Source organism: Thiocapsa sp. (assembly GCF_018399035.1).
GTDB lineage: Bacteria > Pseudomonadota > Gammaproteobacteria > Chromatiales > Chromatiaceae > Thiocapsa.
Genome location: NZ_CP073760.1, coordinates 4,714,002 through 4,740,946, shown reverse-complemented (window position 1 = coordinate 4,740,946; position 26,945 = coordinate 4,714,002). Strand labels below are relative to the sequence as shown.

The 26,945-nt window shown below is 65.1% G+C and carries 25 protein-coding genes and 1 pseudogene; 17 read left to right on the top strand and 9 right to left on the bottom strand.

The window, feature by feature from the left end; genetic code table 11:
- Positions 1 to 42: 42 nt before the first annotated feature.
- Positions 43 to 693, bottom strand: a complete 651-nt coding sequence (locus KFB96_RS21620; protein WP_213456903.1) for an ABC-type transport auxiliary lipoprotein family protein — start codon at positions 691 to 693, stop codon at positions 43 to 45.
- Between the two features lie 151 nt (positions 694 to 844).
- Here KFB96_RS21620 and KFB96_RS21615 point away from each other — a divergent pair, with 151 nt between their 5' ends.
- The gene (locus KFB96_RS21615) at positions 845 to 1,042 is read left to right on the top strand and encodes a hypothetical protein (protein ID WP_213456905.1); all 198 of its coding nucleotides are present in this window, start codon (positions 845 to 847) and stop codon (positions 1,040 to 1,042) included.
- 16 nt (positions 1,043 to 1,058) lie between these two features.
- On the opposite strand, the gene KFB96_RS21610 is transcribed toward KFB96_RS21615, so the two are convergent.
- From KFB96_RS21610 to KFB96_RS21600, 3 genes are all read right to left on the bottom strand, one after another.
- Entirely contained in the window at positions 1,059 to 2,174 is a 1,116-nt protein-coding gene (locus tag KFB96_RS21610) for an MlaD family protein (protein ID WP_213456907.1), read from the bottom strand.
- Positions 2,171 to 2,917, bottom strand: coding sequence for an ABC transporter ATP-binding protein (locus tag KFB96_RS21605; protein ID WP_300970706.1), 747 nt, complete (start codon positions 2,915 to 2,917; stop codon positions 2,171 to 2,173). Before KFB96_RS21605 ends, KFB96_RS21610 begins: the two co-directional genes overlap by 4 nt.
- Positions 2,918 to 3,020: 103 nt before the next feature.
- On the bottom strand, positions 3,021 to 3,815 hold the full coding sequence (locus tag KFB96_RS21600; RefSeq protein ID WP_213456908.1) for an ABC transporter permease: 795 nt from the start codon (positions 3,813 to 3,815) through the stop codon (positions 3,021 to 3,023).
- Between the two features lie 163 nt (positions 3,816 to 3,978).
- Here KFB96_RS21600 and KFB96_RS21595 point away from each other — a divergent pair.
- Both KFB96_RS21595 and KFB96_RS21590 read left to right on the top strand, forming a co-directional pair.
- Positions 3,979 to 6,854: pseudogene (locus KFB96_RS21595) on the top strand (valine--tRNA ligase).
- A 12-nt stretch (positions 6,855 to 6,866) separates the two neighbouring features.
- On the top strand, positions 6,867 to 8,423 hold the full coding sequence (locus KFB96_RS21590) for an ATP-binding protein (RefSeq protein WP_213456912.1): 1,557 nt from the start codon (positions 6,867 to 6,869) through the stop codon (positions 8,421 to 8,423).
- 328 nt (positions 8,424 to 8,751) lie between these two features.
- On the opposite strand, the gene KFB96_RS21585 is transcribed toward KFB96_RS21590, so the two are convergent.
- Both KFB96_RS21585 and KFB96_RS21580 read right to left on the bottom strand, forming a co-directional pair.
- Positions 8,752 to 9,618: a GGDEF domain-containing protein gene (locus KFB96_RS21585; RefSeq protein ID WP_213456914.1), complete on the bottom strand. Its 867-nt coding sequence runs from the start codon at positions 9,616 to 9,618 to the stop codon at positions 8,752 to 8,754.
- Between the two features lie 13 nt (positions 9,619 to 9,631).
- A complete protein-coding gene (locus tag KFB96_RS21580) occupies positions 9,632 to 10,135 on the bottom strand; it encodes an acyl-CoA thioesterase (protein ID WP_213456916.1) in 504 nt (167 codons plus the stop codon).
- 219 nt (positions 10,136 to 10,354) lie between these two features.
- Between KFB96_RS21580 and nhaD the strand changes: the two genes are divergently transcribed.
- Both nhaD and KFB96_RS21570 read left to right on the top strand, forming a co-directional pair.
- The gene (nhaD, locus tag KFB96_RS21575; protein WP_213456918.1) at positions 10,355 to 11,779 is read left to right on the top strand and encodes a sodium:proton antiporter NhaD; all 1,425 of its coding nucleotides are present in this window, start codon (positions 10,355 to 10,357) and stop codon (positions 11,777 to 11,779) included.
- Between the two features lie 27 nt (positions 11,780 to 11,806).
- Positions 11,807 to 12,352, top strand: a complete 546-nt coding sequence (locus KFB96_RS21570; RefSeq protein ID WP_213456920.1) for a thermonuclease family protein — start codon at positions 11,807 to 11,809, stop codon at positions 12,350 to 12,352.
- 122 nt (positions 12,353 to 12,474) lie between these two features.
- Here KFB96_RS21570 and KFB96_RS21565 read toward each other — a convergent pair whose 3' ends face one another.
- Positions 12,475 to 13,044: a Sua5/YciO/YrdC/YwlC family protein gene (locus tag KFB96_RS21565; protein ID WP_213456921.1), complete on the bottom strand. Its 570-nt coding sequence runs from the start codon at positions 13,042 to 13,044 to the stop codon at positions 12,475 to 12,477.
- A 156-nt stretch (positions 13,045 to 13,200) separates the two neighbouring features.
- On the opposite strand from KFB96_RS21565, the gene KFB96_RS27675 reads away from it, so the two are divergent.
- Complete coding sequence (locus KFB96_RS27675) at positions 13,201 to 13,524, top strand: DUF2892 domain-containing protein (protein ID WP_366931460.1); 324 nt, start codon at positions 13,201 to 13,203, stop codon at positions 13,522 to 13,524.
- A gap of 86 nt (positions 13,525 to 13,610) precedes the next feature.
- On the opposite strand, the gene KFB96_RS21555 is transcribed toward KFB96_RS27675, so the two are convergent.
- Both KFB96_RS21555 and KFB96_RS21550 read right to left on the bottom strand, forming a co-directional pair.
- A complete protein-coding gene (locus tag KFB96_RS21555; RefSeq protein WP_213457073.1) occupies positions 13,611 to 14,657 on the bottom strand; it encodes a cyclopropane-fatty-acyl-phospholipid synthase family protein in 1,047 nt (348 codons plus the stop codon).
- Between the two features lie 108 nt (positions 14,658 to 14,765).
- Positions 14,766 to 16,430: a SulP family inorganic anion transporter gene (locus KFB96_RS21550; RefSeq protein ID WP_213456923.1), complete on the bottom strand. Its 1,665-nt coding sequence runs from the start codon at positions 16,428 to 16,430 to the stop codon at positions 14,766 to 14,768.
- Positions 16,431 to 16,750: 320 nt separating this feature from the next.
- Here KFB96_RS21550 and KFB96_RS21545 point away from each other — a divergent pair, with 320 nt between their 5' ends.
- The 11 genes from KFB96_RS21545 (at position 16,751) to KFB96_RS21495 (ending at position 26,945) form a co-directional block, all read left to right on the top strand.
- Positions 16,751 to 18,166 (top strand): form I ribulose bisphosphate carboxylase large subunit, encoded by a 1,416-nt coding sequence (locus KFB96_RS21545; RefSeq protein ID WP_213456925.1) that lies wholly within the window; start codon positions 16,751 to 16,753, stop codon positions 18,164 to 18,166.
- 212 nt (positions 18,167 to 18,378) lie between these two features.
- Positions 18,379 to 18,723 (top strand): ribulose bisphosphate carboxylase small subunit, encoded by a 345-nt coding sequence (locus KFB96_RS21540; protein WP_213456927.1) that lies wholly within the window; start codon positions 18,379 to 18,381, stop codon positions 18,721 to 18,723.
- A 195-nt stretch (positions 18,724 to 18,918) separates the two neighbouring features.
- Positions 18,919 to 21,366 carry a CsoS2 family carboxysome shell protein gene (locus KFB96_RS21535; protein ID WP_300970701.1) on the top strand — a complete coding sequence of 816 codons (2,448 nt, stop codon included), beginning with the start codon at positions 18,919 to 18,921 and terminating at the stop codon, positions 21,364 to 21,366.
- A gap of 90 nt (positions 21,367 to 21,456) precedes the next feature.
- Positions 21,457 to 23,169 (top strand): carboxysome shell carbonic anhydrase, encoded by a 1,713-nt coding sequence (locus KFB96_RS21530; protein ID WP_300970700.1) that lies wholly within the window; start codon positions 21,457 to 21,459, stop codon positions 23,167 to 23,169.
- Complete coding sequence (locus tag KFB96_RS21525) at positions 23,169 to 23,444, top strand: carboxysome peptide A (RefSeq protein WP_213456929.1); 276 nt, start codon at positions 23,169 to 23,171, stop codon at positions 23,442 to 23,444. The genes KFB96_RS21530 and KFB96_RS21525 overlap by 1 nt, the downstream gene beginning before the upstream one ends.
- The gene (locus tag KFB96_RS21520) at positions 23,444 to 23,740 is read left to right on the top strand and encodes a carboxysome peptide B (RefSeq protein WP_213456931.1); all 297 of its coding nucleotides are present in this window, start codon (positions 23,444 to 23,446) and stop codon (positions 23,738 to 23,740) included. Before KFB96_RS21525 ends, KFB96_RS21520 begins: the two co-directional genes overlap by 1 nt.
- A gap of 134 nt (positions 23,741 to 23,874) precedes the next feature.
- The gene (locus KFB96_RS21515; protein WP_093036074.1) at positions 23,875 to 24,180 is read left to right on the top strand and encodes a BMC domain-containing protein; all 306 of its coding nucleotides are present in this window, start codon (positions 23,875 to 23,877) and stop codon (positions 24,178 to 24,180) included.
- Between the two features lie 189 nt (positions 24,181 to 24,369).
- Positions 24,370 to 24,678, top strand: coding sequence for a BMC domain-containing protein (locus KFB96_RS21510; RefSeq protein ID WP_093036077.1), 309 nt, complete (start codon positions 24,370 to 24,372; stop codon positions 24,676 to 24,678).
- Between the two features lie 54 nt (positions 24,679 to 24,732).
- Complete coding sequence (locus KFB96_RS21505; protein ID WP_213456933.1) at positions 24,733 to 25,209, top strand: ferritin-like domain-containing protein; 477 nt, start codon at positions 24,733 to 24,735, stop codon at positions 25,207 to 25,209.
- A 12-nt stretch (positions 25,210 to 25,221) separates the two neighbouring features.
- Positions 25,222 to 25,491, top strand: a complete 270-nt coding sequence (locus KFB96_RS21500) for a 4a-hydroxytetrahydrobiopterin dehydratase (RefSeq protein WP_213456935.1) — start codon at positions 25,222 to 25,224, stop codon at positions 25,489 to 25,491.
- A gap of 443 nt (positions 25,492 to 25,934) precedes the next feature.
- Positions 25,935 to 26,945, top strand: coding sequence for a LysR family transcriptional regulator (locus KFB96_RS21495; protein WP_213456937.1), 1,011 nt, complete (start codon positions 25,935 to 25,937; stop codon positions 26,943 to 26,945).

Here is a 26,945-nt window from a genome sequence, read left to right as displayed (position 1 = left end):
CACCGTCCGGGCACGCGCACGAGACCAAACCCATCGCGCCGATCATGGCGTCTCCGAGGAGCGCGCGGGTCCGGGCAGCGTCCGCAGGTCGCGCACCACATCGGCGGCCAGCAGGGCCGCCAGTCGGTTGAATGCCTCGGCCATGGCCTCCGGCGTGTCGCCCTGCACCTCGACCTCGCGCCGGAAACTACGATCCCGGAGGGTGCGACGGTCGTCGGCACGCACCAGGGCCAGGTTGAGTGCACCGGCCACCCGCGGCGGCGTCGCGGTCGGTAGATGCTCGAAACGCTCCACCGCGCCGCCGAGCAGATAGTCCGCACGGGCGCGATCGGCCGGGATCACGGCGAACTCGAAGACCTGCGCGTGCCGCACGGCACGGACCAGGTTGCGCGCGAGTGCATGCGGGACGGGATCGGCCCAGAGCAGGTCGTCGTAACGCTGCACCTGCAGAGGCTCGGCCTCGGTACGGAAGACGATCTGCCTCCCGCCGAGGAAGCCGCGCGCGGCCAGATCCGAGACCAACAGGGTTGCCGGCAGCGGCGTGCCGAGCGGGGACTCCAAAGGCTCGGGGTCGAGCGCATAGAAAAGGTCGGGGCGCAGGGGCGCAGGCGAGCCGCAACCGCCCGCGAGCAGCACGAGCATCAGTGCGGGGAGGAGACGGCTTGGGCGGCGCAGACCCGTCCTATCGGACATAGAGCGTTGAAATGGCGACGTCAAACGATGACTCCGGGATCAGGCACGCGACACAAGACATGACGTGAGGCGGAACTGACTTTGGGCTATTCTTGTAAAACATGCTGAACAATGGGAGAAGAAGGTGCCGGAAGCGAGCTTGGAACTCCTCATGACCATGGTACAAAAGGTCCTGGATGCCCAGCGCGAGAGTCGAGAAGACATTCGCGAGATCAAGACCCGCCTGGGTCGACTGGAAGGCGATGTCGCAAGCCTGCACGTTTTTCTCGCCGAACAGTCTGTTCGCCTGGATCGTTTCAGCGATAAGCTCGAGCGCGTCGAAAGGCGGCTCGAGATCGTCGACGCCTGATGCGGGTGACCGATCCTCAGCGGAACCATGGCGCCTGCTCCTCTTGCTGACGGCGTTTGATGATCAAGGTTGGGTCGCCGCGCAGGTCGCGCGCGAGGGCCGAGAGATTGCGGCTCGCGTCCTCGATATTGGTCAAGATTGGGGTCAAGGCGGCGGATAGGGACTGCAGGAGGAATTGGGTGTCGTCGAGCGAGCGCTGGATCGCCGGACGGTTCTCGTTGACCAAGCCCCGGATGTCCACCGCCAGATCACCGTAATCGGCCACCGCGCGCCGGATGTCCTTGGTGCTGCCGGTCATGTCGCCGGTGATGAGCGCAAGGCTCGCGGTCATCTCCTCCACCGAGCCGAGAATGGCGCCGATCGCATCCGGATCGACCGCCGTGACGAGGTTCTCGGACAGCAGTCGGAGATTCTCGAAGGCGCCCGCAAGCCGATCGCGGTTCTCGCCCTGGTCCTCGCCCGTGCCGATCAGCAGCTCGATGGTCTTGACCTGATCGCGGATGCTCGCGAGCGTCGGGGCGATGCTCTCCTCGACCACGATGCGGACCGTCTCGGTGAGCGCGGCGAGCCGCTCGGTCAGATCGATATCGGGTGCCTTGGCGTCGATCACGGCACCGTCGGCATAGAGATCCGCGGAGCTGCCGGGCCGGATGCTGATCGCTTCTCCCTTCAAAAGACCCAGCGGCGCCAACTGCGCGTGACTGCCCTGCGGGATCGGCCAATTGTCGCGGATCCGCAAGGTCGCTCGGAAACAGGGCAGGGTCGGCGAGCGCGCCGGCATGTCGTCAGAGGGCGCCGGGCAATGGAGCCGATGGGCATCGGCGCTCGGGAAGACGGGCTCGACGCGCTCGACCAGACCGATGACATAACCTTCCTGAACCACCTGAAGCCCGGCATCGAGTCCGTCGGCGTCGGGGAAATAGGCCTGCAGCCGATAGGTCTTCCCGAACAGGCCGGGCAGCACCAGTGTGAACGCAGCCACGGCGAAGGCCGCCATCGCAATCACGAAGATGCCGGCAAACAGCAGGTCGCGACGCTCGGCCCGCGCCCGACGCTTGCCCGGCGCGCCGATCTCGGGCGGAGAATAGAGCCGATCCAGCCGGCGATCCGCAGGACCCGAGGGCTCGGTCATGGATGTCCCCACAGGGCTGCGCGCAGATCCAGGCGGGCCGCGCCGGCGGATTCGAGCTCCTGCGGCGTGCCCTCGAACAGCAGTTGGCCGCGCTCCATCACGGCAACCCGATCGGCGGCTCCGGCCAAGGCATCCGGGACGTTGTCGGTGGCGATCAGGGTCAGGTTGCCGTTCTCCCTTAAAGTGCGCAGGACCTCCAGGGTCTCGCGCGCGACAGTCGGGTCGAGCCCATCCGAAAGGCCGTCCCAGACCAGCAGCTTGGGACGGTGGATGAGTGCACGTGCCAGCTCCACGCGTCTCTGTTGGCCCAAGGAGAGTCCGCGGGGCATGTGATTCTCCAGTCCGTCCAGCCCCAACAAGGTCATTACCAAGCGCGCCGCCCGGGCCATGTCGTAACGGGTCATGGGCACGTTGCGCAGGGGCAGCAGGAGGTTGTCCAGCACGCTGTAATCGGAGAGCAGCGAGCCGCGCTGCAGCACCGCCCCGATGTCGCCGCGCAGACGCACCATCGCGGCCTCGCCGAGCCGACTCAGATCCTGTCCCAGAACCTCGATTGTACCCGCCGAGGGCCGGTCCAGTCCCAAGATCAATCGGGTCAAGAGGCTCTTGCCCGCGCCGTTCGGACCGCAGATCAGCAACCAAGCACCTTCAGGCAACGAGAGCCGGATGTCGTCGAGCGCCATGCGCCCGCCGACATGCTGATAGACCCCCTCGAGCACCAGCGCCGTCGTCACGGCGCCCACCGAGACCGCCGTCGCCGCGCCAGGTCATTGCCGGCGTCATCGGCACACCGCACGATCTTGCCGCAGGCCGGAGGCTGGAGGCCGGAGGCCGGAGGCTGCTGCATCACACCCGCAAGAACACGATATAGAGAAGGTCCATCACCAAGATCGCCGAGACCGCCCCGATCATGGTCCGCGTCGCGGCGCGCGAGATCCCCTCCGGATTGCGGCCTGCGCCGGTTCCGTTGACGGTGGCGATGAGGGCGATCAAGAGCGCGAACAGCAAGGGCTTGATCAACGCCTCGATCAGGGCGCCGACGCTGAGCGCTCGGATCAACGACTCGAAGAGCAGCGCAGGCGAGATCCCGGCCATCGTCCACAACCAGGCGCCGGCCGCGAAGAAGGTCACCAAGGTCCCCCAGACCACGAAGGCGAAGCTCATGATCAACATCGCCAGCAAGACCGGACCGGCGGTGAACTGGACGGGGTGGATGCCGCTTGCGAGCAGTCCGTCCATCTCGCCGGTCACCGTCAGCGTCGCCTGCCGGACCGCGAGCGCGACACCGGCCCGACCGGCCACCAGGATCCCCACCAAGATCGGCACCAGCTCCATGACGGTCGCATAGGTCAGCGTCAGGACAACGAGCCCGGGCAGATCGAGCTCGGTCAGGATGGACTCGATCTGGTGACCGAGGATCAGGCCGAGCGAGGCGGTGACCAAGGTGATGGCCGGCAGAATGGAGAGCCCGGCCTGACGCAGGGATGCCGCGAAGGCCGGCATGTCCAAGCGTGCTCGGCCGAGCAAGATCTTCAAATACAGGCCGAGACAGCTCGCAAGGGCGATCGCGGCGAAGCCGATCTCCTCGATCCAACCGGTCGGCCCGCTGAAGGGGCCACTGTGTCTGTCGTCGACTCCCATCACGCCTGCCCCTGTCCCCCGTGCAGATTCCCGGCTGATCTTAAACCGTCGGCGCCGCGGTGCTCCAACCGAGTCGCGCGCAGTCGAGCGCCCCTAAGCGTCGAGCGCCTTCGGTTATACTCGCGACTTCATTCGAACGCGCTTCGCAGACGGCGACACCATCATGCTGGAAAAGAACTACGACCCCCAAACCCTCGAGAAAAACCGGTATCGCCTCTGGGAAGAGAAGGGCTATTTCGTCCCGGCCGACCAGACCGGGAGCACCCGGGACGAAGACACGGGGGGCGGGGCCTATAGCATCATGATCCCGCCGCCGAACGTGACCGGCAGCCTCCACATGGGTCACGGCTTCAACAACACCATCATGGATACGATGGTGCGCTATCACCGGATGAAAGGCGATCGCACGCTCTGGCAACCGGGCACGGACCACGCCGGGATCGCGACCCAGATGGTGGTCGAGCGCCAATTGGAGGCCACCGGCCAAACCCGTCACGATCTGGGACGCGACGCCTTCATCGAGCGCGTCTGGGACTGGAAGCAGGAATCCGGCGGCAACATCACCCGCCAGTTGCGCCGTCTCGGCTCCTCGCTCGACTGGCAACACGAGCGCTTCACCATGGACGAGGGCCTCTCCAACGCGGTGCGCGAGGTCTTCGTGCGTCTGTTCGAAGAGGGCCTGATCTATCGCGGCAAGCGTCTGGTCAACTGGGACCCGGCGCTGCACACGGCGGTCTCCGATCTGGAGGTCATCTCGGAGGAAGAGTCCGGCCACATGTGGGACATCCGCTACCCCTTGGCGCTGCCGCCCGGCGCGACGGGACCGGCGCATCTGGTCGTCTCCACTACCCGTCCCGAGACCCTGCTCGGCGACTGCGCCGTGGCCGTCAACCCGGAAGACGAACGCTACAGACACCTGATCGGCGAATTCGTGGAGCTGCCCTTGACCGGCCGGCGCATCCCCGTGATCGCCGACGAGCACGCCGATCCGGAGTTCGGGACCGGCTGCGTGAAGATCACGCCCGCGCACGACTTCAACGACCACCAGGTCTGGCTGCGCCATCGCGACGAGACCGCGATCGCCGATCAGCCGCACGGCGGTCTGATCAACATCCTCACCCCGGATGCCGCGATCCGCGACAACCAGCCCGAGGAGGGCGCACTGCTGCCCGCGGCCTACGTCGGGCTCGACCGCTACGAGGCCCGCAAGCTGATCGTGGCGGATCTCGACTCGCTCGGCCTGCTCGCCGCGGTGAAGGAGCACCGGCTTCAGCAGCCGCGCGGCGATCGTTCGGGCGCGGTCATCGAGCCCTATCTGACCGATCAGTGGTACGTGCGCGTCGCCCCGCTGGCGGAGCCGGCCATCGCCGCGGTCGAGGACGGGCGCATCCGCTTCGTCCCGGACAACTGGAAGAACACCTATTACGATTGGATGCGCAACATCCAGGACTGGTGCATCAGCCGCCAGATCTGGTGGGGACACCGCATCCCGGCCTGGTACGACGTGGAAGGCAACGTCTATGTCGGCCGCTCCGAGAACGAGGTCCGCGCGCGCCACGGCTTCGGTCCCGGGTCGTCCTGCTCCGGGACCCCGACGTGCTCGACACCTGGTTCAGCTCCGCACTCTGGCCCTTCAGTACGCTCGGCTGGCCGGAGCAGACCGATCGTCTCAACGCCTTCTATCCGACCTCGGTGCTGGTCACCGGATTCGACATCATCTTCTTCTGGGTCGCCCGGATGATCATGATGGGCCTGAAATTCATGGGCGATGTCCCCTTCAAGGACGTCTACATCCACGGCCTGGTACGCGATGCCCACGGCGACAAGATGTCCAAGTCCAAAGGCAACGTACTCGACCCCATCGATCTGATCGACGGGATCGGACTCGAAGCCCTGGTCGAGAAGCGCACCAAGGGAATGATGCAGCCGCATTTGGCCGAGAAGATCGCCAAACAGACCCGCAAGGACTATCCCGACGGCATCCCCGGCTTCGGCACCGACGCGCTGCGCTTCACCTTCGCCGCGCTCGCCACCACCGGACGCGACGTCAAATTCGACCTGGGTCGGATCGAAGGCTACCGCAACTTCTGCAACAAGCTGTGGAACGCCTCGCGCTACGTGCTGATGAACACGGAGGATCAAGACTGCGGCCAGAACCCGGATCAATCGGGCGGCGCGCTGGAGCTCTCCGCCGCCGACCGTTGGATCCGCGCCCGGCTCAACGCCACCACGGCGACGGTCACCGACGCCATCGAGGGCTACCGCTTCGACCTCGCCGCCCAGGCGATCTACGACTTCACCTGGAACGCCTTCTGCGACTGGTACCTGGAGCTGTCCAAGCCGGTGCTCACCGGCACGAGCGCCAGCGATGCCGCCAAGCGCGGCACCCGCCGCACCCTGGTCGAGACGCTGGAGACCCTGCTGCGGCTCGCCCACCCCATCATGCCCTTCATCACGGAGGAGATCTGGCAGAAGGTCGCGCCCCTGGCCGGTGCGCAAGGCGAGACCATCATGCTGGCACCCTACCCCGTCGCCGACGCGGGCGCCGACGACCCCGAGGCCGTGGCCGAGATCGAATGGGTCCAGCAGGTCATCCTCGGGGTGCGTCGCATCAAGGGCGAGATGAACATCGCGCCCGGTAAGCCGCTGCCGGTGCTGGTCGCCAACGCCTCCGAGCAGGACAAGACCTGGCTCGCCGTCGCCCGGCCCTATCTGGATTTCCTCGCCCGGATCGAATCCGTCACCCTGCTCGAAGACGAGTCGAGCGCGCCCGAATCGGCGATCGCGCTCGTCGGCACCATGAAGCTCCTCATCCCCATGGCCGGCCTGATCGACAAAGACGCCGAGCTCAAACGTCTCGACAAGGAGATCGGCCGCCTGACCGACGAGATCGCCCGCATCGGGCAGAAGCTCGCCAACCCGAGCTTCGTCGACAAGGCCCCGGCCGCCGTCGTCGACAAGGAGCGCGCACGCCTCGCCGAGCAGTCGCGGGCGATCGGGGATCTGCAGGCGCAGCGCGGGAAGATCGCGGCACTCTGAGCCGATGCGGTCATGACGCGAAAGACGCTCCCCATCGGGATTCAGACCTTCGCCAAGATCCGCGAGGGTGACCACTACTATGTCGACAAGACCGGCTTCGCGCTGCAACTGATCCAGAACGGAACGCACTATTTCCTATCGCGACCGCGCCGCTTTGGAAAATCCCTGTTTCTCGACACGCTTGGCGAATTGTTTGCCGGTAACGAGCCACTGTTTCGTGGACTCGATGTCCACGGTCACTGGGACTGGGGACGTCGATTTCCGGTGATTCGACTCAGTTTCGCTGAAGGGGTGATCCGCAACCGGGATGAGCTGGACGAAAAAATCGGTGAATTGCTGGACGACAATGCGCGACTCCTCGGTGTCGAGATGACCCATCGCAGCCTCTCCGGTCGCTTCTCGCAACTGATCCGCCACACTGCCGAGGCGCATGGGGAGCGCGCCGTGGTGCTGGTGGACGAATACGACAAGCCCATCCTCGATACGCTCATGCGTCCCAAGGCGGCTCGGGAGATCCGCGATGGACTGCGCAATCTCTATTCGGTCATCAAAGGAGCCGATGCGCACATCCAGTTTGCCTTTCTGACCGGGGTCTCAAAGTTCAGCAAGGTCAGTTTGTTTTCCGGGCTCAACACGCTGCGCGACATCACCATCTCACCCGAATACTCCGCAATCTGCGGCTACACCGAAGCGGATCTGGACCGCGTTTTCGCACCGGAATTGGCGGACCTGGATCGCGGTCGAATCAGGGACTGGTACAACGGCTACAACTGGACCGGGGATGCCGTCTACAACCCGTATGACGTTCTGCTGCTGTTTCAAGAACGCCTGTTTCGTCCCTGGTGGTTCGAAACCGCCACACCGACCTTCCTGATCGATGTCTTGACTGAACGCCACACCTGGTTGCCGGCCCTGGGACAGATGGAAACCGACGCAGCCCTGCTGGCAAGCTTCGACGTCGACCGCATGACAACCGAGGCACTGCTGTTTCAGGCTGGCTATTTGACGATCGCCGCGGAGGAACAAGTCAGCGGAGCCTGGTTTTACAAGCTGCGCTACCCGAACCTCGAGGTCTATCAGAGCTTGAATACGGCATTGCTTGACGCCTGGACCCCAAGCCAAGCGGACGATACGCGCAACCGTCGCTCGCTCTACCGACTCCTTAAAGTCAATGACTTCGCTGGTCTGAAACAGCTCTTCACGGCCTTCTTCGACGGCATCCCCGGCGACTGGTATCGCGACAACCCCATCGCCCGGTACGAGGGCTACTACGCCAGCGTCTTCTATGCCTACTTTGCCTCCCTCGGGTTGGATCTAACCCCCGAGGAGTCCAGTAACCACGGCCGCCTCGACATGGCGTTACGCTTCAATGGCCAGATCTATTTGTTCGAGTTCAAAGTGGTCGAATTGACGCCGCAAGGGCGGGCGCTGCAACAGATCAAGGACCGCGGATACGCCGATCGATACCGCGCCGCAGGCCAGCTGATCCATCTCATCGGCGTTGAATTCAGCCGCGCGCAACGGACCGTTGTCGGTTTTGAGGTGGAGACCCTGGACGTCGCGTCCTAGTGGAGCAGTGAAGAGCTTCCGCGATCGTTGTCGTTGTCGATTACGACAACGACAACGACAACGAGAATGGTAGCAAAGGTCTTCTCTCGTCGAGCCAGGGACGCCCTTTCTCGGAACTCACCTGGAGCGGACGCGACTTAAACCGCGTCCAGAGCGAGATGCTAACTTTCGAGTGAGTTCGAAGTTTAGTGAATCCACGACCCTTAGCGGGGGACGCGGTTTAAAATTTTATATTTTTTAATACTTTAAACCGCGCCGGCTCCAGCGGTTGTGAAATCCGCCGGGGCCGATCCCATCCAAAAACATCGCATACCGCACTGGGCGCGGTTTAGGCGATTTCCTGGAATTGGCATCCCGTCTGAGCATGCCAGGAAGACCTGTAGGAACAAGGGGCGAATTCATTCGCCCCTACACGCCGGTAGATCCTTTCCTGGAAATCACCTAAGGTCTCGTCGAAACAGCGTCGATTCGCTAGGCCCGTCAGGCTGTCGGTCATGCTCAGCTCCGCCAGCTGGGCATACGCCGATTCAAGCTCGCGCGTGCGGTCGGCCACCCGGCCTTGCTCGCGTCCGGTCAGGATACGTCCGCCAAGCACGCCTGTTCCCAGGTGGAAGCCCCAAAAGGTGTAGACCGGGAAGGGGCTGATCTGCGAGATCAGCTTGCCGTTCTCGACCGGCGAGAGTGCGCGCCCCGCTGCCTGATCGGTGAGCTGTCCGCTGAGGAACACCAGGGTATCGGCCGGCAGCTCCTCCAGACGCCGGCCCAAGGTCTCCAACGAGACGTCCTTGAGCACCAGGATGTCACGATCGGGATCTTTTCGGGAAAGGAGAAGAGGCTCCACCAGCTCGCTGATTCGGCGGCTGGTGTCGTCGCCTGTCGAGGTGACGAAGGCGAGGGTGCGACGGTCTGGATGGACACTGAGCGCGAGCGCGATCGTCCCCTCCACGCTCATCTCCTCGTTCACGCCGGTGATGTTGGTGATGCCATCGAGCACCTCGGGGTGAAACAGTTTGCCGAAGGCGAATCGGCGGCTGTCCAGATACTCGTAGGAGATCTCGATGCGCTGACCGGACGCGGCGAAGACCTCCCGCATGCCGTCCTCGATTCCGTCACTCCACGCGTAGCCGCGGTGATAGGAGTTGATGAAGAGGATGATGGCGTCGGGCCGTTCGTCCGTCTCGGTCGCCGACGCCACGGCGACACGATTGTCACAACTCCCCCGCCCGACACTTATGCACCTGGCGAATCTCGTCGTTGCGCCGCTCGATCTCGCGCCGGAACTCCCGCCGCAGGGCTGCGCTTTCGTAGCGGCGACGCTCGTTGGGGGTTTCGATCTGCAGCTCAGGCACCTTCACGGGGCGTCCCTGGTCATCGACCGCGACCATCGTGAAGTAGGATGTCATGGCGTGACGGGTGGTCTTGTGGATGATGTCTTCGGCGATGACCCGGATCCCGACCTCCATGGAGGTGTTGCCGGTGTAGTTGACCGAGGCCAGACAGGTGACGAGCTCGCCCACGCGCAGCGGTTGCCGAAAGAAGACCTGGTCCACCGATAGGGTGACCACGTAGTGGTTCGAATAGCGCGCGGCGCAGGCATAGGCGACCTGGTCGAGAAGCCGCAGGGTCGCACCCCCGTGAACATGGCCCGAAAAATTGGCCATGTCGGGTGTCATCAGAAGGGTCATGGTCAAGGTCTTGTGTTGTTGTTCCATGTAAAACCCGCTTGGCGCTTGATGAATCCGCTAGTATCGTGAGCACCGCCGTCGGCGCGCGGAGGTTTGCGGCGTGTCGCGTCGGTCGACGGCGCTTGCGGCACAGGACGGCCAACGCAGACGCAGACGCAGACGCTCGAGGATAGCGCGCGCGGTCGACTTCAATACCGACCCGCTCGCCCACGCCTTCGACACCCCACCCCAGCAGGATTCATGATCATGCGTGTCTCCGGACGCCTTTCGCTTTTGCCCTTCATGGGTCTTTTTGCTCTGCTCGTGCCGGGCCTCTCGCTCGCGGGCGAGTCCGGGCAGTGGATCGACTTGACCGCGCACTCCGTCGGCTATGCGGCCCTGATCATCTTCGTCCTCGCCTACATTCTGGTGATGGCCGAGGAGTTCCTGCACCTGCGCAAGTCCAAGCCGGTCATCATCGCGGCCGGACTCATCTGGGCACTGATCGCCTACGTCTATTCCCGGAACGGTCTCACCCACGAGGCCGAGGCGGCGGTACGGCACAACCTGCTCGAATACTCGGAGCTGATGCTCTTCCTGCTGGTGGCGATGACCTATATCAACGCCATGCAGGAGCGGCAGGTGTTCGATGCCTTGCGCTCCTGGTTGATCCGCAAGGGCTTCGGTCTCCGTGCGCTCTTCTGGATGACGGGCGGACTGGCGTTCTGCATCTCGCCCGTGGCGGACAACCTGACGACGGCGCTTTTGATGTGCGCCGTCGTCATGGCGGTCGGCGGCGACAACACCCGCTTCGTGACCCTGGCGTGCATCAACATCGTGGTCGCGGCGAACGCAGGCGGGGCCTTCAGTCCCTTCGGCGACATCACGACCCTGATGGTCTGGCAGAAGGGCATCATCGATTTCTTCGGCTTCTTCGATCTTTTTATTCCGGCGCTGGTGAATTTCCTGATACCCGCTCTCTTCATGCACCACGCCGTGCCCGACACCAAGCCCGAAACGGCGTCGGCGTCGGCGTCGGTGGACATCCACATGCGACGCGGCGCCAGGCGCATCATCCTGCTGTTCCTGCTGACGATCGCGACAGCGGTCGCCTTCCACAACTTTCTGCACCTACCGCCGGTCATCGGCATGCTGACCGGGCTCGGATATCTGCAATTCTTCGGCTTTTATCTTCGGATGAGCCATCACGGCTGGCGACAGCGCAATGCCGAGCGCGCGAATCTGATCGGCGACATCACGCCCTTCGATGTCTTCAACAAGGTCGCACGCGCCGAGTGGGACACCCTGCTGTTTTTCTACGGCGTCGTGCTTTGTGTCGGCGGACTCGGGTTCATCGGCTATCTCGGCATGGCCTCGGATGTCATGTATCAACAATGGGGGCCGATCGCGGCCAATGTCGCCGTCGGTCTTCTATCGGCCGTGGTCGACAACATTCCGGTCATGTTCGCCGTCCTGACCATGAATCCGGACATGGATCAGGCGCAGTGGCTCCTGGTCACCCTGACCGCCGGCGTCGGCGGCTCGCTGCTCTCGATCGGGTCGGCGGCCGGCGTTGCGCTGATGGGACAAGCCCGCGGTGTCTATACCTTTTTCGCGCATCTGCGATGGACGCCCGAGATCGCCTTGGGGTATTTCGCGAGCATCGTCGTGCATTTGTGGCTCAATGGCTGACGGCTGGATGCCGCGGCGAGCGCGCCGATGAGCCGTTGGTGGCGAGGTCGTCGCACTGCCCTCTCGAGCCTTCTGATCGCGCTGGCCGTGACCGGCGCTTGGGTCATCGAACGCTGGGGACCGGGTCTGATCCCGATCGACTGGTCATTCGCCGGTTCAGGTCGACTCTGCACCTTGGGTCAGGTGCTGGATGGAGATTCGCTCCGGCTGACCTGCGGCGGCAGGTCCGTCGAGGTCCGCCTGTACTGTATCGACGCGCCCGAGAAGGGCCAAAAGCCTTGGGGCAATCGGTCGCGGGCACACCTGAAGCGGATCGCCACGAATCGGGTCGAGATGCGGCCCATCGAGACCGACCGCTTCGGACGAACGGTGGCGGAGGTGTACACCGCCGACGGTGAGCGACTCTCGCTGAACCTCGAGCAGGTCAAACAGGGACAGGCTGCGGTCTATCCTCGCTTTTGCGAGGAGTCGCGATTCTTCCGCGCCGAGCGCAAGGCACGGGCCGCTTCGATGGGGATCTGGGCGACGCCGGGGGACCACCAGACACCCTGGACCTTCCGACAGCGGCGTTGAGGCTTCGCACGTGTGAGATTCCTCGCCTTCCGCGCAACTCGGGCCTTATGTCGCCGCCGTCGTCGAACCGGCGGCTTTTTTCGGGTACTGCCCCGAGTGCCATCGTGCCCACCCTCGACCGATCAGGCCCTCAGCATCCGCCCCGTCCGCCCGTCGCGGATACAGGACGGCTGATCCGAGCCCACACAGGCCCCGGCGAGGATCATGTCCGGAGGCTCGTCGAGCGCCAAGCGGACCTGCAATGCCGTCCGGGCCGGTCGTCTGCTGGCTTGATTCGCACTCGTGGAGACGATGGCGCCTCCGTAGGTGCGGCAAAGCGCGGCGGCGAGCGGATGTCGCGTGACCCGAACTGCCAGGGTGTCGAAATGCCCGGTGAGCCAACACGGGGTCTCGGACCGCGCCGGCAGCAACCAGGTGTTCGGACCCGGCCAGCTGGCTCGGATCTCCGCCATCCGATCGGCGGCGAGCGGCAGGACGAAGGGTTCGAGCTGACTCGGATCCGCGCCGATCAGGATCAATCCCTTGGCGACATCACGGCGCTTCATGCTCAGAATCCGCGCGACCGCAGCGCCGTTCCGGGGATCGCAACCCAGGCCGAACACGGCCTCTGTCGGATAGGCGACCACGCCGCCGCCGGCGATGATGCGGGCGGCACGACGAAGCCGCTGGCTCGGGAGAGAAGCCGAGGTCATCGGGGAACCAAGTGCAGCGCCGGGGATCCCACGAAGGCATCAACCGCTTGCGCAGAGTCGCGCTCGCAGGGCGATCGCCGGCACCGATTGCCGGATCGCAACGAACCCCGCGGCCGGGAATAGGTATACTGTATCCGTTCCCGCCGAAGGTCACCGATGCAGGAGCGGCCGAGCCACACGGGCGAATCCATCCGGAACAGCCTCGAAATTCCCGCACCATCGGCGAAGCTCGGCGCACGCTCGCTCTCTTTTTTCATTTTACAGAATGGAGTTGACTTCATGACCCTGATCAAAAATGTTGGTAAAACCGATCGTAACATCCGTATGGCTGCCGGCGGTGTGCTGGTGTTCCTGGGCATCGTCACCAGCACGATGCTCTTCTCGATCATCGGCTTGGTCGTGCTCGCGACCGGCGCCGTCGGTACCTGCCCCGCTTACATGCCGCTGAAGATCAACACCAACAAGGACGTTAAGGCCTGATCGAGGCCGCAGTCACCGGCCCGCCGGTCAAACGCCTTTCAGCGGCGGTGACCGGCCGGCCGGACCAAGCCGGACCCAAGCCGGACTCAGACCGGACGCTCGAACAGATAGTGACTCACATACCACTCCTGCCCCTTTCGATACCCGAACAGCTCCGCGCAGGCCATGAAGAAGAGCCGCCAGCGCATCCACCAGACCCCCGCTTGACCCTTCCCGTAGGTCTCCTCCAGGATCGGCCAGATCCGATCGCGTGCGGCATCCATCCGTTCCAACCAGGCATTGAGCGTGCGCTCGTAGTGCCGGCCATCCCAGCGCCAGCGCGTCAGCAGCCTGAGATCCTCCTGAAAGTGTAGCGGCAGATCGTCGCTCGGCATGATACCGCCTGCGAAGAAATAATGACTCATCCAGTCGCTCGGGCCGACGTCCTCGAAGGGATAGGGGTGCTCGCGGTGAACGAAGATGTGCATCAGAAAATGCCCGCCCGGCTTGAGCCAATCGTGGACTCGGGCGTACAGCTTGCGATGGTTGCGCATGTGCTCGAACATCTCCAGCGAGACGATTCGATCGTACGGGCCGTCGGCCTGAAAGTCGTTCATGTCCGCCGTGACGATCTCCAGGTTCGTCAGACCCCGTCGGTCCCGCTCCGCCTCGATGAAGGTGCGTTGCCCGCTCGAGTTCGAGACCCCGGTGATCCGGGAGCTCGGAAACCGCTCGGCCAGGTACAGGCTCAATGCGCCCCAGCCGCAACCCAACTCCAACACCCGATCGCCGTCTTGGATCCCGGCACGCTCCGCCGTGATCCGCAAGGACGCCTCTTCCGCCTCTTCGAGCGACGTGATGCTCTCGGGCCAGTAACAGGAGCTGTACTTGCGACGCGGCCCCAACACAAGATCGAAAAAGGATGCCGGCAGCTCGTAGTGCTGCTCGTTCGCACGCTCGGGCACCTCCGCGATCGGCGAGGCGTCCATCATGGCGATGAAGTCGCGCTTCTCGCGCATCGCCGCCTCGCAATCCTCCGTCGGCAAGGTCGCCAGACGTCCGCGCAGCAAGGCACGAATGCCGCTGCGCGTCACGCTGTCGGGGACCTTGCCTTGCTCGACCCAGCGGATCGCCGTTTCGGTTGCACGCACCATCGTCGTTTCCTCGTTCATCCCGTGATACCGCGTTGGCACGGAGGTATTGGCGACAAACCCCGAGGGCAAGACGGCCCGTTGCACAATTCTCGACCCGCCGGCTCGGAGCTACCGCGGCGGCAACTGCTCCAACGCCAGTGTCAACGCCGACTCGCGATCCTCGACCCAGCGATCCTCGCGCATGACCCCACGTAAACCCAGGTGCTCCAAACGCTCGCGCGGCTGGCCGTGCACACCGGCCATGTAGACCGCGTGGCCTTGCGCGAGCGCATCGCGGACCGTCGACTCCACCGCAACCGCAGTGGTCACCCCCATGTGCGGGACTTGACTCAGATCGATGACGATCGACTGTGCGCCTTCGAGCTTCGGACTCTGACGACTGATGGCGGCCGCGGCACCGAAGACCAGCGGGCCGCTGAGATAGAGAATCTTCACCCGACCGCGACCTTGAGCGAGCAGCGAGCGCTCCTCGCACGACAGACCGGCGCAGGACGCCTCGTCGCTCTTGCGCCGCGCCGGGAGCACGCAGACCGACTCTTCCTGCACGTCGGCCAGACGTCGGATGGTCAGAACATTGGCCACGAAGAGGCCGATCGCCACCGCCGTAATCAGATCGACGAAGACCGTCATCACGATCACGCCGTAGGTGATCAAGGCGCCCTTCATCGACACCCGATGGGCGCGGGCCAGGAAGCCCCAGTCGATGATGTCGATACCGACCTTCACCGCGATACCCGCGAGCACCGCCAAGGGGATGTTTGCGGTCAGGGCACCCGCCCAGATCACCACCACGGCCAGGATCGCCGCCCGGGTCAAACCCGAGAGTGCGGTCCGACCGCCGGCCTGGATGTTCACGACCGTCCCCATGGTCGCCCCCGCCCCGGGCAGACCGCCGAACAATCCGGAGGCCAGGTTGCCGACGCCCTGCCCGAACAGCTCTTTGTCCGAGTCGATCTGCTTGCGGGTCAAGCTGCCTGCGATCACCGCGGTCAACAGGGCATCCACCGAGCCGAGCATCGCCAAAACGAGCGCATCGATCAAAATGACCTGCCATTGGTCCGCGGTGAACACCGGCAGCTGCAGCGAGGGAAGTCCGGATGGAATCTCGCCGATGCGACGGATATCCTGATCACCCAGCCACCAGACCGCAATGAGGGTGCCGACGACCAGCGCGACCAGTTGCGGCGGGAGAATCCGTTTGACCCGCGCCGGCATCAGGAACAGTATCGCAAGGGTCAGACCCGCCAGGATCGCCTCCTGCGGATCGATTGCACGAATCATCTCCGGCAGGGCCTGTAGGGTCCCGATCACCCCGCCACCCGGCGCCGCCTGACCGATGAGCCCCGGCAGCTGCAGGATGATCAGGATGATCCCGATCCCCGACATGAATCCGGAGATCACCGTGAAGGGCATCATGGTGACATAGCGCCCGAGCTTCATCGCCCCGAACGCCATCTGGAAGAGGCCCGTCAGCATGACAACCGTGAACGCCATCGCCATGCCCTGCTCCGGGTTGGCGGCGATCAGCGAGGCGATGACGGCGGTGAAGACCACCGTCATCGGGCCGGTCGGCTCGGAGATGAGCGTGGGTGTGCTCCCGAACAGCGCCGCGAACAGACCGATCAGAACCGCGCCGTAGAGCCCGGCCTCGGCGCCCGCCCCGGACGCGACCCCGAACGCGAGCGCCATCGGCAGGGCGATGACGGCGGCGGTGACACCGCCGAAGAGGTCACCGCGAAGATTGTCGAAACGGATCTCGTTCAGTACGCGCATGCTCTACTCCGAAGTCGTCAACTGTAGACGAGTCGCTAGTATCCGGCCCGCGTGTGGTAAGCGATAATCGAAGTTTCTCAAGTGCTGCATCGAGAAATATCTATAGATACGCGGACGACGAATCGATTACCCTATCAGCAACAGGCAATAAACTTTCACACCGGGGTTAAGGCACCGCCGAAATATATAGACAATCGCCGATGTCACCAATAGAGATTATTGAATATTTTCTATACCTCGCCTTAGAGTAAGGTTACACCCAGAGTTCGAAACGGCCTCCGCAGGCGAGGCGGATCAGGCACAGACCACAGGAGCTGACGATGAGCGTGAAGACCTACGATGCCGGTGTCAAAGAATACCGGGCCATGTACTGGACGCCGGACTATGTCCCCCTCGACACCGACCTCTTGGCCTGCTTCAAATGCACCGGGCAGCCCGGCGTGCCGCGCGAAGAGGTCGCCGCCGCCGTGGCCGCGGAGTCCTCGACCGGGACCTGGAGTACGGTGTGGTCGGAGCTCCTGACCGATCTCGAGTTCTACAAGGGTCGCGCCTATCGCATCGAAGACGTGCCCGGCGACAAGGAGGCATTTTACGCCTTCATCGCCTATCCGATCGATCTCTTCGAGGAAGGCTCCGTCGTCAACGTCCTCACCTCGCTCGTCGGCAACGTGTTCGGATTCAAGGCGCTGCGTCATTTGCGCCTGGAGGACATCCGGTTCCCCATCGCCTACGTCAAAACCTGCATGGGACCGCCGAGCGGTATCCAGGTCGAGCGCGACAAGCTCAACAAGTACGGTCGTCCGCTCCTGGGCGCCACCATCAAGCCCAAGCTCGGTCTGTCGGCCAAGAACTATGGTCGCGCGGTCTACGAGTGCTTGCGCGGCGGCCTCGACCTGACCAAAGACGACGAGAACGTCAACTCCCAGCCCTTCATGCGCTGGCAGAACCGCTTCGAGTTCGTCGCCGAAGCCGTTTCCGCCGCGCAAGGCGAGACCGGCGAGCGCAAGGGCCACTACCTGAACGTCACCGCTCCGGATCCGGAGCAGATGTACGAGCGCGCCGAGTTCGCCAAGGAGCTGGGCCAGCCGATCATCATGCACGACTTCCTGACCGGTGGTTTTACCGCCAACACGGGTCTGGCCAAGTGGTGCCGCAAGAACGGCATGCTGCTGCACATCCATCGTGCCATGCACGCGGTCATCGACCGTCACCCCAAGCACGGTATCCACTTCCGCGTGCTGGCCAAGTGCCTGCGTCTGTCGGGCGGCGACCACCTGCATACCGGCACGGTCGTGGGTAAGCTCGAGGGCGACCGCGGCTCCACGCTCGGCTTCGTCGACCTGCTGCGCGAGTCCTTCATCCCCGAAGACCGCGCCCGCGGCATCTTCTTCGACCAGGACTGGGGCTCCATGCCCGGCGTCTTCGCCGTCGCCTCAGGCGGTATCCACGTCTGGCACATGCCGGCGCTGGTCACCATCTTCGGCGACGACTCGGTGCTTCAATTCGGTGGCGGTACCCAAGGGCATCCCTGGGGCAACGCCGCCGGCGCCGCAGCCAACCGTGTCGCTCTGGAGGCCTGCATCAAGGCCCGCAACGAGGGTCGCGAGCTCGAGAAGGAAGCCCGCGAGATCATGACCGGAGCCGCCAAGCACAGCCCCGAGCTCGCGATCGCCATGGAGACCTGGAAAGAGATCAAGTTCGAGTTCGACACGGTCGACAAGCTCGACGTGGGTTAAGGGCAAGCCGCCAGCCTCCGGCCTCCTGCTCGGGATGGCCCGGGCTGAGATCCGAGTCCGCCAAGGCAAAGTCGCAAAGCGACTCGCCGCGTGGCGGGGGACTCAACCCCGGCAGCAGCTGATAGCAGGAGGCTGGAAGCTGGAGGCCGGCAGCTGGAAGCTCTGATCCACTCACTCGAACCCAACGCATTCGCACAACGAGGACCGAAACCATGCCTTTCCAAAGCACCACGGGCGACTACCAGACAAAGCACACCCTGGAGACCTTCGGGTTTCTGCCGCCGATGACCCAAGAGGAGATCTTCGATCAGATCGCCTACATCATCGCCCAGGGTTGGACGCCGGGTATCGAGCATATCCATCCCAGCAAAGCCACGAACCACTATTGGACCATGTGGAAGCTGCCCTTCTTCGGGGTGACCGACTTGGCCCAGGTGGTGAGTGAGCTCGAGGCGTGCCATCGTTCCTACCCGGATCACCATGTCCGTGTCACCGGCTACGACAATTACACCCAGAGCCAGGGCTCCTGCTTCGTGGTGTTCGAGGGTCGCGGCTGATCGCAAGGCTCACGGCAGTCGAGGTCGAGCGTTGCTTCCAAGCACCGCCCGACCGAACGGTGCCGAGTACCCGAGATCCAGTGTTTCAACACCGAGCGGGCGGCGTGATCGCCGAGCCGCTGATGCGAACGGAGTCAGGGTTCCGACCCTCCGTCGCGATCACGGCTCATGCGCTCCACGTCCAAGGGAACGACCATGGCTAGCAATGCGAATCTGAGATCGAGCGGCCGCGAGGCGGCCCTGGCACGCCGCCGTGCCTTGTCCACTCAGGGCAAGCGAACCAGCGCCGCCGCAGGGGCGGCCGAGCGCAGCCGCACACCCGACGTCGGCCCAGCCCGGCGTCTGGCGGCTCCGCAGGCCGCTCCGGCTGCCGCGGCGGAGTCGATGTCCGGCGCGATGTCGATCGGCGCCGCCTCGGCTCTCTCGGCATCCAGGGTCGTCTCGCCTGCTCGGCGCGTTCAAGCGCCGGTGTCGGCCTCCGGATCCAGTCGCGCGGAGGCGAGGGCTCGGCGCGAGGCGCTGTCCAAGGCCGGCAAGCGGGCAGACCGCAGGGCGGATCGAACGCGCGTCCCGACACCGAAGGCGCCGGCCAAGGCCGCTCGCAACGAGGGATCGGACTGCGGATGTGGCTGCGGCGGAAACCCCGAAACGACGGAGGAGCGCGGCTCGATGACGGATGCTGCGCGCCTCTCGTCGGATCGCCGGGGCGCATCGTCCCTCGGCACCTCGACCAATTCGTCCAACGGGTCGCGCCGCAACGGCAAGCGCATCACCGCCATCAAGCCCACGGGGCGCATGCTGGCGCTCGCCCGACGCTCCGCCACCTCCGGGCGCGGCAAAGCCGCGGTCAATACGCCGGCCACGACGGCGAGTCTCGCGCGGCAGGCGAACCCGCAGCTGTCCGGGCGCGATCTCGCGCAGACCGTCCGCGCCCATCGCAGTGCCGCAGGCTCGGCCGGGACGCGCAAGGTCCAAGCCACGGGCCGGGTCAGGCCCGGGCGCGAGCGTCCGGTCGGCGGAGCCGAAGATCAGCCCTGGAAGGTCGGTCTGAGCGAGACCGCGCAAGGTCAATTCGTGACCGGCACCCGGGTCGGGCGCAGTCGCTCGGTGACGGGCGACGAGCCGAGCGTGTGTCGCGAGGTCACGGGTACCGAATACATGGGTGCGGAGATCTTCCGCGAGTTCTGCCAGGCCGAGCCACCCAAACAGGCCCCGAAGGTTCACGTCACCACGACAAGTCACGGCAACGCGGTGACCGGCAACGCGGTGGGACGCTCGAGCCGGGTGACGGGCGACGAGCCCGGTACCTGCAAGAGCGTGACCGGTACGGAGTATCTGTCGGCCGAGCAGGCAAGCGCATTCTGCGGGACCCAGTTGACGCCGAACCCGCGTCAGACCGGGCGGACCCAAACCACCGGCGGCCGCGCCGTCTCGGGTGTCCTCCCGGGCCTCTCGCCCAAGGTCACGGGCAACGAGCACGGCGCGGGCATCCAGCCGACCGGCAGCCAGTACATGTCCTCGGCCAACAGTGACCTGCCCGATCTGAAGAAGGCGCCGCCGAAGGTCAACCTGACGCAGACACTCGGCGGCGGTTCCGTGACCGGCACCCGGGTCGGGCGCAGTGCGAAGCTGACCGGCGACGAGCCCGGCAGCTGTCGGCTGGTGACCGGCGACGAGTATATCGGCGCCGAACAGTACAAAGAGTTCTGCGGCATTCAGCCGGCCCCGATGGAGGCACCGAAGGTCGGGCTGTCCTCGACCCGCAAGGGGCTGTCGGTCTCCGGCACCCAGACCGGGCGCTCGGGTCGGGTCACGGGTGACGAGCCCGGCACCTGCAAGGCGGTCACCGGCACGCCCTATGCCGGACTGGAGCAGACGGCGACCTATTGCGCCCCCGAGCAGCAGCGCCTGATCGCCGAGCGGATGCGCCCGATGGCAGCGGCGATGGCAGCACGCATGACCGGCATCCAGCCGGGGATCGGCGGGGCCATGACAGGTGCGGCCAGGGGTGCTTGCGAGGAGATCAGCGGTACGCCTTACATCGGGATCGACCAGATCGAGGAGACCTGCGGAAGCGGTGCCCTGCCCGGTCACAGCGATTTCCCGCAGCCGCTGCCTCAGCCAATCGAGGCCGCGCCCTGGCAGAGCTTCAGCGTCGCGTCGCCGGCACGCCAGGCGTTTCAGCCGAGTCAAGTAAGCGGTGTGACGGGCACCCTCTATGAGCAGGAGGGGCGGATTACCGGCCCTTTTGGGATGGGCACGGGCAAGATCACGGGCACTGAGCAGTTTCGCTTCGACCGTGTCTCGTCCGTGCCGGGAAACCTCCTGCAGATGGCGCCTGCCGAGACGGCAGGAGCCGACACGTCTCCGGCAGCGGTCCGCTCCCGCGTGACGGGCGAGGGCCAAACCGCCGGGAAAAAGATCACGGGTGACGATTGGGAGCGTGGCGAGCGTGTCACCGGGACCGAGGGTCCCTCGGCACGGCGCCGCAACCCGACCCGCCCGGGTCCGATGGCCGCGATGGCCACCGTCAAGCCCAAACGCAACGAGGAGCTTCCGGCGCCGGTGAGTCGGGTGACCGGGGCCAGCGGCAACACGGACCGCGGGTCGCTCATCACCTACTCGGGTGGAGCGCGGGGCTGAGCCCCGCACGAGCGACCGGCACGAGGGATCGGGTCTGCCCGACCGAGCCGAATGCAAGCCAACACCGGAACCTGACGAGACAAAGAGGTCATGTCGAGCCAACGCCGTCCAACCCGAGCGAGCCTGATCTGGGCATCCGCACCCGCACCCGCAGTGCCGGCCTACCGGCCGCGTGCGCGAGGCGAGTCCGAGTTCGGTGCGCCCGCAGCGACGCCTGAGCCGGTGACGGCCGAATCGGCTAGGCCGACACCGGCCACGACCGAGCCGGCGCCACAGGCTCGGGGTCAACGGATACGGCCGCGGCCTCCGTCGCGAGCAGCCGGTGCCGATGCCGCCAAGCGCACGGCACGCCAGACCAAGCGGGTCGGCGTTGCGGCAGCGGAGCCCCGACAGGCTCCGGGTCCGAGCGGGCAACACCCGCTGACCGACCGCGACGGCAACGCGAGACTGCAGCGCTACGAGGAGCGGATCAAGACGGCATTCGATCGGATCGTGCCCGTGCTCAAGCAGATCTCGGCGCTCCAGCACGAGTCCGACTTCGAGCAGCAGGCCCAGTCGATCGCTCGGGCCGAGCTGGGATTCGATCTGCCCGGGTACATGCTTGCGGACGCCTGGGTGACTCAGCTCGATCTGCGCCGTCTGTTCGCCTGGTGCGTGTTCGAGACCTACGGTCGGATGACCGATGACTTCTTCGCGAACGACCCGCTCGGCGGGCGCGAGGTCCGAGACTTCGACCGCTTCCTCCAGGACTGCGGCTTCCATCAGTTGGATGTCACGCCCTGTGCAGACGGACGCTTGGCCCACGCGATCAGCTACGTGCTGCGTCTGCCCTGCGGCGCGGTGCGGCGCAAGCCCTACGCCGGCGGACTGTTCGATGTCGAGAACACCGTCTCCAAGTGGGGCGAGGTCGAGCTCGGTCGATTCCGTGAAGGCGTACCGAACACCGCGGATGCACCGACCCGCTATCTGAAGTCGGTGATCTATCACTACAGCTCGGTCGATCCGCATCACCAGGGCTGCGCGGCCCACGGGTCGAACGATGCGGCGGCCGCACAGGCCGCCTTGGACCGACTCCTGGCCTTCCGCCAATCGGTCGAGAACGGTTTCTGCTGCGGTGCCTCGGTGGCGCTGCTGCTGATCGGCTTAGACACGGACACGGACGCGATCCGGGTGCACGTGCCCGACGGACAGGGCCACATGGATCTGACGCAGTCGGTCGATGCGCTCAAGGTCCACGCGATCACGCGTGACCTGGACCCGACCGCAGCGCGTGCGCGGGTCGCCGAGCTGATCAAGGCGCACGCCCCGGCAACCGCCGATCCGGGCATGCTCCGGTTGGTCGCACGGCTGATCGAGAACAACCTGTCGCAGATCGACTATGTGCGCCAGGTGCACGGCGGACACTACGCGGATGTGGGGCACGCCGAGCGCTTCATGGGTGTCGGCATCGGGTTCGAAGAGATCCAGCTGCGCAACCTGACCTACTTCGCCTATCTGTACACGGTCGAGGAAGGTGCGGCGGATCTGGACGTCGGGCGCAAGATCTTCGGCGGGCTCAATGTCTCGCGCGGTCTGCCGATCCCGATCGTCATCCGCTTCGATTATCACGGCGGGGTGCCCGGTGCGCGCGAGCGCGCGGTGACACGCTGTCGCCGGCTCGATGCCGCGCTCGCCGGTCGATTTACCGATTTGGCAGACCGGGGGCTACTGCACCGACTACTCGTCGTGCGCGACAGCGACGCGGGTGCCGGCATCGAGGTCGTCGGAAGCTCGCTGAACGCCCCTGCGGCGGGAGGCCACTGATGAAGATTTGTCAGGTCGAACGTCCGCTGGTCTCGACCAACCGGATCCCGGGATTCGAGCACAAGCATCTCTTGGTGGTGCGCGACGGGAGCACACAGCAGGTCGCGGTCGATTCAGTCGGCTGCGTGCCCGGCGACTGGGTGATCTGTGTCGGCAGCTCCGCGGCGCGTGAGGCGGCCGGCAGCAAGGAGTATCCGAGCGATCTGACCATCGTCGGCATTATCGATCATTGGCCGCCCGAGACGGGTGCCGCCGGGTCGCGAGGTGCAGACTGATGGAGATCCGGCAGGTCATCGGATCGCTGGTCTGCACGCATCGCGTCAACGGGCTCGGGCACTGGGATCTGCGGCTCCTGCAGGACACGAAAGGCAAGCAGTACGTCGCCACCGACCCGGTGGACGCCCGACCCGGCGACTGGGTATTCGTGGTCAGCGGTTCGGCGGCGCGTTACGCGATGGGCGACGCCGGGATCCTGACCGATCTGACGATCGGCGGGATTATCGATCACTGGGAGGCGCAGGACGAAGCGGCGGCTCGGCCGACTGCGGCCCTCGCCGCAAAGGCGGCCTGAGTGCACCCGTCGGCCCTTTGAGCGACAGCGGATCCGCTGTCGCTGTCCGCACCGGCGGACGGCCTTGAATCCGGATTGGAGATGATCGGGCAGCATCGCCCGCGGCGACTTGGTACACAGAGGAGACACGAACGATGGCAAACGAAAAATTCGGAATCGCGCTCGGGATGATCGAGACCCGCGGACTGGTCCCCGCCATCGAAGCGGCGGACGCCATGACCAAGGCCGCCGAGGTGCGCCTGATCGGGCGCGAGTTCGTCGGCGGGGGCTACGTGACCGTGCTGGTGCGCGGCGAAACGGGCGCGGTCAATGCCGCCGTGCGTGCCGGCGCCGACGCCTGCGAGCGCGTCGGCGACGGCTTGGTCGCGGCGCACATCATTGCCCGCCCGCACCGCGAGGTCGAGCCGATCCTCCCGGTCGGCGGCCCGGCCGTCGACTGAGAAGACGTCGGCAATATGCGATGAGCAAACAGCGAGTGGTTAGTGGCGAGTGGCGAGTGGCTAGCCGTAGGTTGGGCAAAGCGCAGCGTGCCCTACTGCTCTCTGCGATGCCGGCGCAGGTTGGGCAGGCTGCGCTTGCCCAACCGACCTATAACGAACAACACGACACTCAACAATCGGAGAGCACAGATGGCCAGTGAAAGCTACGGGATCGCATTGGGGATGATCGAGACGCGCGGATTGGTGCCCGCGATCGAAGCGGCGGATGCCATGACCAAGGCCGCCGAGGTCCGCCTGATCGGGCGCGAGTTCGTCGGCGGCGGTTACGTGACCGTGCTGGTGCGCGGCGAGACAGGTGCGGTGAACGCCGCGGTGCGTGCCGGTGCGGATGCCTGCGAGCGCGTCGGCGACGGCCTGGTCGCGGCGCACATCATTGCCCGCCCGCACCGCGAGGTCGAGCCGATCCTGAACCGGACCCTGCCGGCGGCCGCCGACTGATCGAGCGGCGTTCAGCCATGAGCCGCTCGATACCGGCGGCAAGGGTGTTGAAGCATGAGACACGTACGCATTCATCCTCGTACCCTTGGCTATCTCGGTCGTGCCCTGAGCTTGGAGCTGTCCGCAGTCCAGCAGTACATGACCCAGGCCTCGCTCGCCGAGGCTTGGGGCTTGAAGGAGACGGCCATCCGCCTGCGCGAGGAAACGGTCGAAGAGATGCAGCATGCCGAGCGCATCATCCAGCGGATGTTGGCGTTGGGCGTTGCACCGAACGGCTCGCAACTGCGTCCGGCCGGCGTCTCGCGCACTCTGGTTGACCTGCTGCTTCAGGACTCGCTGCTCGAGGCCGAGATCGTCGCCCTTTATCACGAGGCGGTGATCTTCTGCCGACGCGTCGGGGATCGGGAGAACGGTGACTTCTTCGAGGCGCTCCTGAACGAGGAGTCCGCCCACGCCCGCGAGATCGATGACTGGCTGGCCTCACTTGGCGTTCCGCGCTATCGTGACCCCTCCGAACGGGCCTACTTTTAAGAGATCCCCGTCATGAATCAAGGCTGGACCGAACGTCAGCGCCCCGTACGCCTCGAACGCCGTCTGGAGTTTGCCGACTACGAGGCCACCCGCGACTTTCTGGATCGGGCGGCGAGCGTCTCGGAGCGTGTCGGCATTTATCCGGACATGAGCTTCGGGCGAACCTACGTGAACATCACCGTCCATGCCGAGGACGACGCGACCGAGGTGGGAGAGCCGCTTCGGCACTTCGCACGCGAGATCGATGCGCTGCTCGACAACGAGAAGACCCTCGATGAGTGATCAGCCAATCAAAGAAGACACGCCCGAAGACGCCGAGACGCCGATCGGTGCATTGCCGTTGCCGGCACCGAGACGGACATCCGCCAAGTCGAAAGCGACACCTCGATCCACGACGGTCGGCGCCGTGTCCGCATCGACAAACGGCAAGGACGCGGAGGAGAGCGATTCCGGACCCCGCTCCGCGATCGTCTCCGGCGCACGACCCACCTCCCGAAAACCCGCCCATACGACTGCACAGCCGACAATCGTGGCATCGCGGTCTCGCAGGGTCTGGCCGGACTAAGCCTCCACCGTCCCGTCAACCCAGATCCGGCAGTTGTCCGCTTCGTGGTTCATTCAAGGGTTCGACGGCCTCGACGATCGCATTCATCCGATCGCTCACCGGCCGGGTGATGGCCGCTTCGGCTGCCCGATCCGGGCTCAATCGTCAGCAGGGCAAGAGGATGACCACGTCTAGCCAGACCAAAAATGGGTTGCCCCAAAGCGAGGCAACCGGTCGTTTCGTGCGACACGCCACCTTGCGTCAGCTTCAACTTCTCGAGGCCATCGTCCGTCTCGGCAGCTTCACGCGTGCCGCCGAGGAGATGTTTTTGACCCAGCCCACCGTCTCGATGCAGATCAAGAAACTGACCGACACGGTCGGGACGCCCCTATTCCTGCACGTGGGCCGCAACGTCGAGCCGACCGATGCCGGACGCGAGGTCTATGCCGCGTGTCGCACCATCCTGCGCTCGCTCACCGACCTCGAGATCAAGCTCGCCGACCTCAAGGGTCTGAAGAGCGGGCATTTTCGTCTCGGCGTCATTACGACCGCAAAATACTTCGCTCCCGAGATACTCGGTGCCTTCTGCGACCAGTTTCCCGGCATCGACGTCTCGCTGAAGGTCACCAACCGCACGCGTATCATCGAGCGGATGGCCGCCAACGACGATGATCTCTACATCTTCGGCGAGCCCGCCCGCGCCGGCCTCGATGTCGAGGCGACCTTTCTCGCACCCAATCCCTTGATCGTCCTGGCGCGAACCGATCATCCCCTGGTCGGTCAATCCGGGATCACGATGGAACGTCTGGCACAGGAGCGCTTCCTGCTGCGCGAGCCCGGCTCGGGCATCCGCGACTCGGTCGTGCGCCGCTTCGCCGAGCGGGGCCTGCGCCCGAACGTGCGCATGGAGCTCGGCAGCAACGAGGCGATCAAGCACGCCATCATCGCCGGCCTCGGAATCTCCGCGCTCTCGTTACACACCCTGACGCTCGACGGAGGTGCAGGGCGTCTGGCGATGTTGGACGTCGAGGGCTTCCCGATCGAGCGGACCTGGTATCTGGTCCACCCGAAGGGGCGCGATCTTTCGACCATCGCCAAGGCATTCCTGGCCTTTGCCGTCGACCGCGAGCGCGAGATCACCGCCTCGCTCGAGCGAACCTACGACATCTTGCGCGCCCGGTCGGCAGGCTAA

What these genes read in the sequence shown, in the direction of transcription:
- KFB96_RS21540 (WP_213456927.1), top strand. Translation starts at nt 18,379, where the DNA reads ATGCCTTTCCAAAGCACCACGGGCGACTACCAGACAAAGCACACCCTG.
- KFB96_RS21535 (WP_300970701.1), top strand. Translation starts at nt 18,919, where the DNA reads ATGGCTAGCAATGCGAATCTGAGATCGAGCGGCCGCGAGGCGGCCCTG.
- KFB96_RS21570 (WP_213456920.1), top strand. Translation starts at nt 11,807, where the DNA reads ATGAGCCGTTGGTGGCGAGGTCGTCGCACTGCCCTCTCGAGCCTTCTG.
- KFB96_RS21505 (WP_213456933.1), top strand. Translation starts at nt 24,733, where the DNA reads ATGAGACACGTACGCATTCATCCTCGTACCCTTGGCTATCTCGGTCGT.
- KFB96_RS21600 (WP_213456908.1), bottom strand. Translation starts at nt 3,815, where the DNA reads ATGGGAGTCGACGACAGACACAGTGGCCCCTTCAGCGGGCCGACCGGT.
- KFB96_RS21545 (WP_213456925.1), top strand. Translation starts at nt 16,751, where the DNA reads ATGAGCGTGAAGACCTACGATGCCGGTGTCAAAGAATACCGGGCCATG.
- KFB96_RS21610 (WP_213456907.1), bottom strand. Translation starts at nt 2,174, where the DNA reads ATGACCGAGCCCTCGGGTCCTGCGGATCGCCGGCTGGATCGGCTCTAT.
- KFB96_RS21620 (WP_213456903.1), bottom strand. Translation starts at nt 693, where the DNA reads ATGTCCGATAGGACGGGTCTGCGCCGCCCAAGCCGTCTCCTCCCCGCA.
- KFB96_RS21555 (WP_213457073.1), bottom strand. Translation starts at nt 14,657, where the DNA reads ATGGTGCGTGCAACCGAAACGGCGATCCGCTGGGTCGAGCAAGGCAAG.
- KFB96_RS21500 (WP_213456935.1), top strand. Translation starts at nt 25,222, where the DNA reads ATGAATCAAGGCTGGACCGAACGTCAGCGCCCCGTACGCCTCGAACGC.
- KFB96_RS21550 (WP_213456923.1), bottom strand. Translation starts at nt 16,430, where the DNA reads ATGCGCGTACTGAACGAGATCCGTTTCGACAATCTTCGCGGTGACCTC.
- nhaD (WP_213456918.1), top strand. Translation starts at nt 10,355, where the DNA reads ATGCGTGTCTCCGGACGCCTTTCGCTTTTGCCCTTCATGGGTCTTTTT.
- KFB96_RS21565 (WP_213456921.1), bottom strand. Translation starts at nt 13,044, where the DNA reads ATGACCTCGGCTTCTCTCCCGAGCCAGCGGCTTCGTCGTGCCGCCCGC.
- KFB96_RS21520 (WP_213456931.1), top strand. Translation starts at nt 23,444, where the DNA reads ATGGAGATCCGGCAGGTCATCGGATCGCTGGTCTGCACGCATCGCGTC.
- KFB96_RS21615 (WP_213456905.1), top strand. Translation starts at nt 845, where the DNA reads ATGACCATGGTACAAAAGGTCCTGGATGCCCAGCGCGAGAGTCGAGAA.
- KFB96_RS21525 (WP_213456929.1), top strand. Translation starts at nt 23,169, where the DNA reads ATGAAGATTTGTCAGGTCGAACGTCCGCTGGTCTCGACCAACCGGATC.
- KFB96_RS27675 (WP_366931460.1), top strand. Translation starts at nt 13,201, where the DNA reads ATGCAGGAGCGGCCGAGCCACACGGGCGAATCCATCCGGAACAGCCTC.
- KFB96_RS21530 (WP_300970700.1), top strand. Translation starts at nt 21,457, where the DNA reads ATGTCGAGCCAACGCCGTCCAACCCGAGCGAGCCTGATCTGGGCATCC.
- KFB96_RS21590 (WP_213456912.1), top strand. Translation starts at nt 6,867, where the DNA reads ATGACGCGAAAGACGCTCCCCATCGGGATTCAGACCTTCGCCAAGATC.
- KFB96_RS21515 (WP_093036074.1), top strand. Translation starts at nt 23,875, where the DNA reads ATGGCAAACGAAAAATTCGGAATCGCGCTCGGGATGATCGAGACCCGC.
- KFB96_RS21510 (WP_093036077.1), top strand. Translation starts at nt 24,370, where the DNA reads ATGGCCAGTGAAAGCTACGGGATCGCATTGGGGATGATCGAGACGCGC.
- KFB96_RS21580 (WP_213456916.1), bottom strand. Translation starts at nt 10,135, where the DNA reads ATGGAACAACAACACAAGACCTTGACCATGACCCTTCTGATGACACCC.
- KFB96_RS21495 (WP_213456937.1), top strand. Translation starts at nt 25,935, where the DNA reads ATGACCACGTCTAGCCAGACCAAAAATGGGTTGCCCCAAAGCGAGGCA.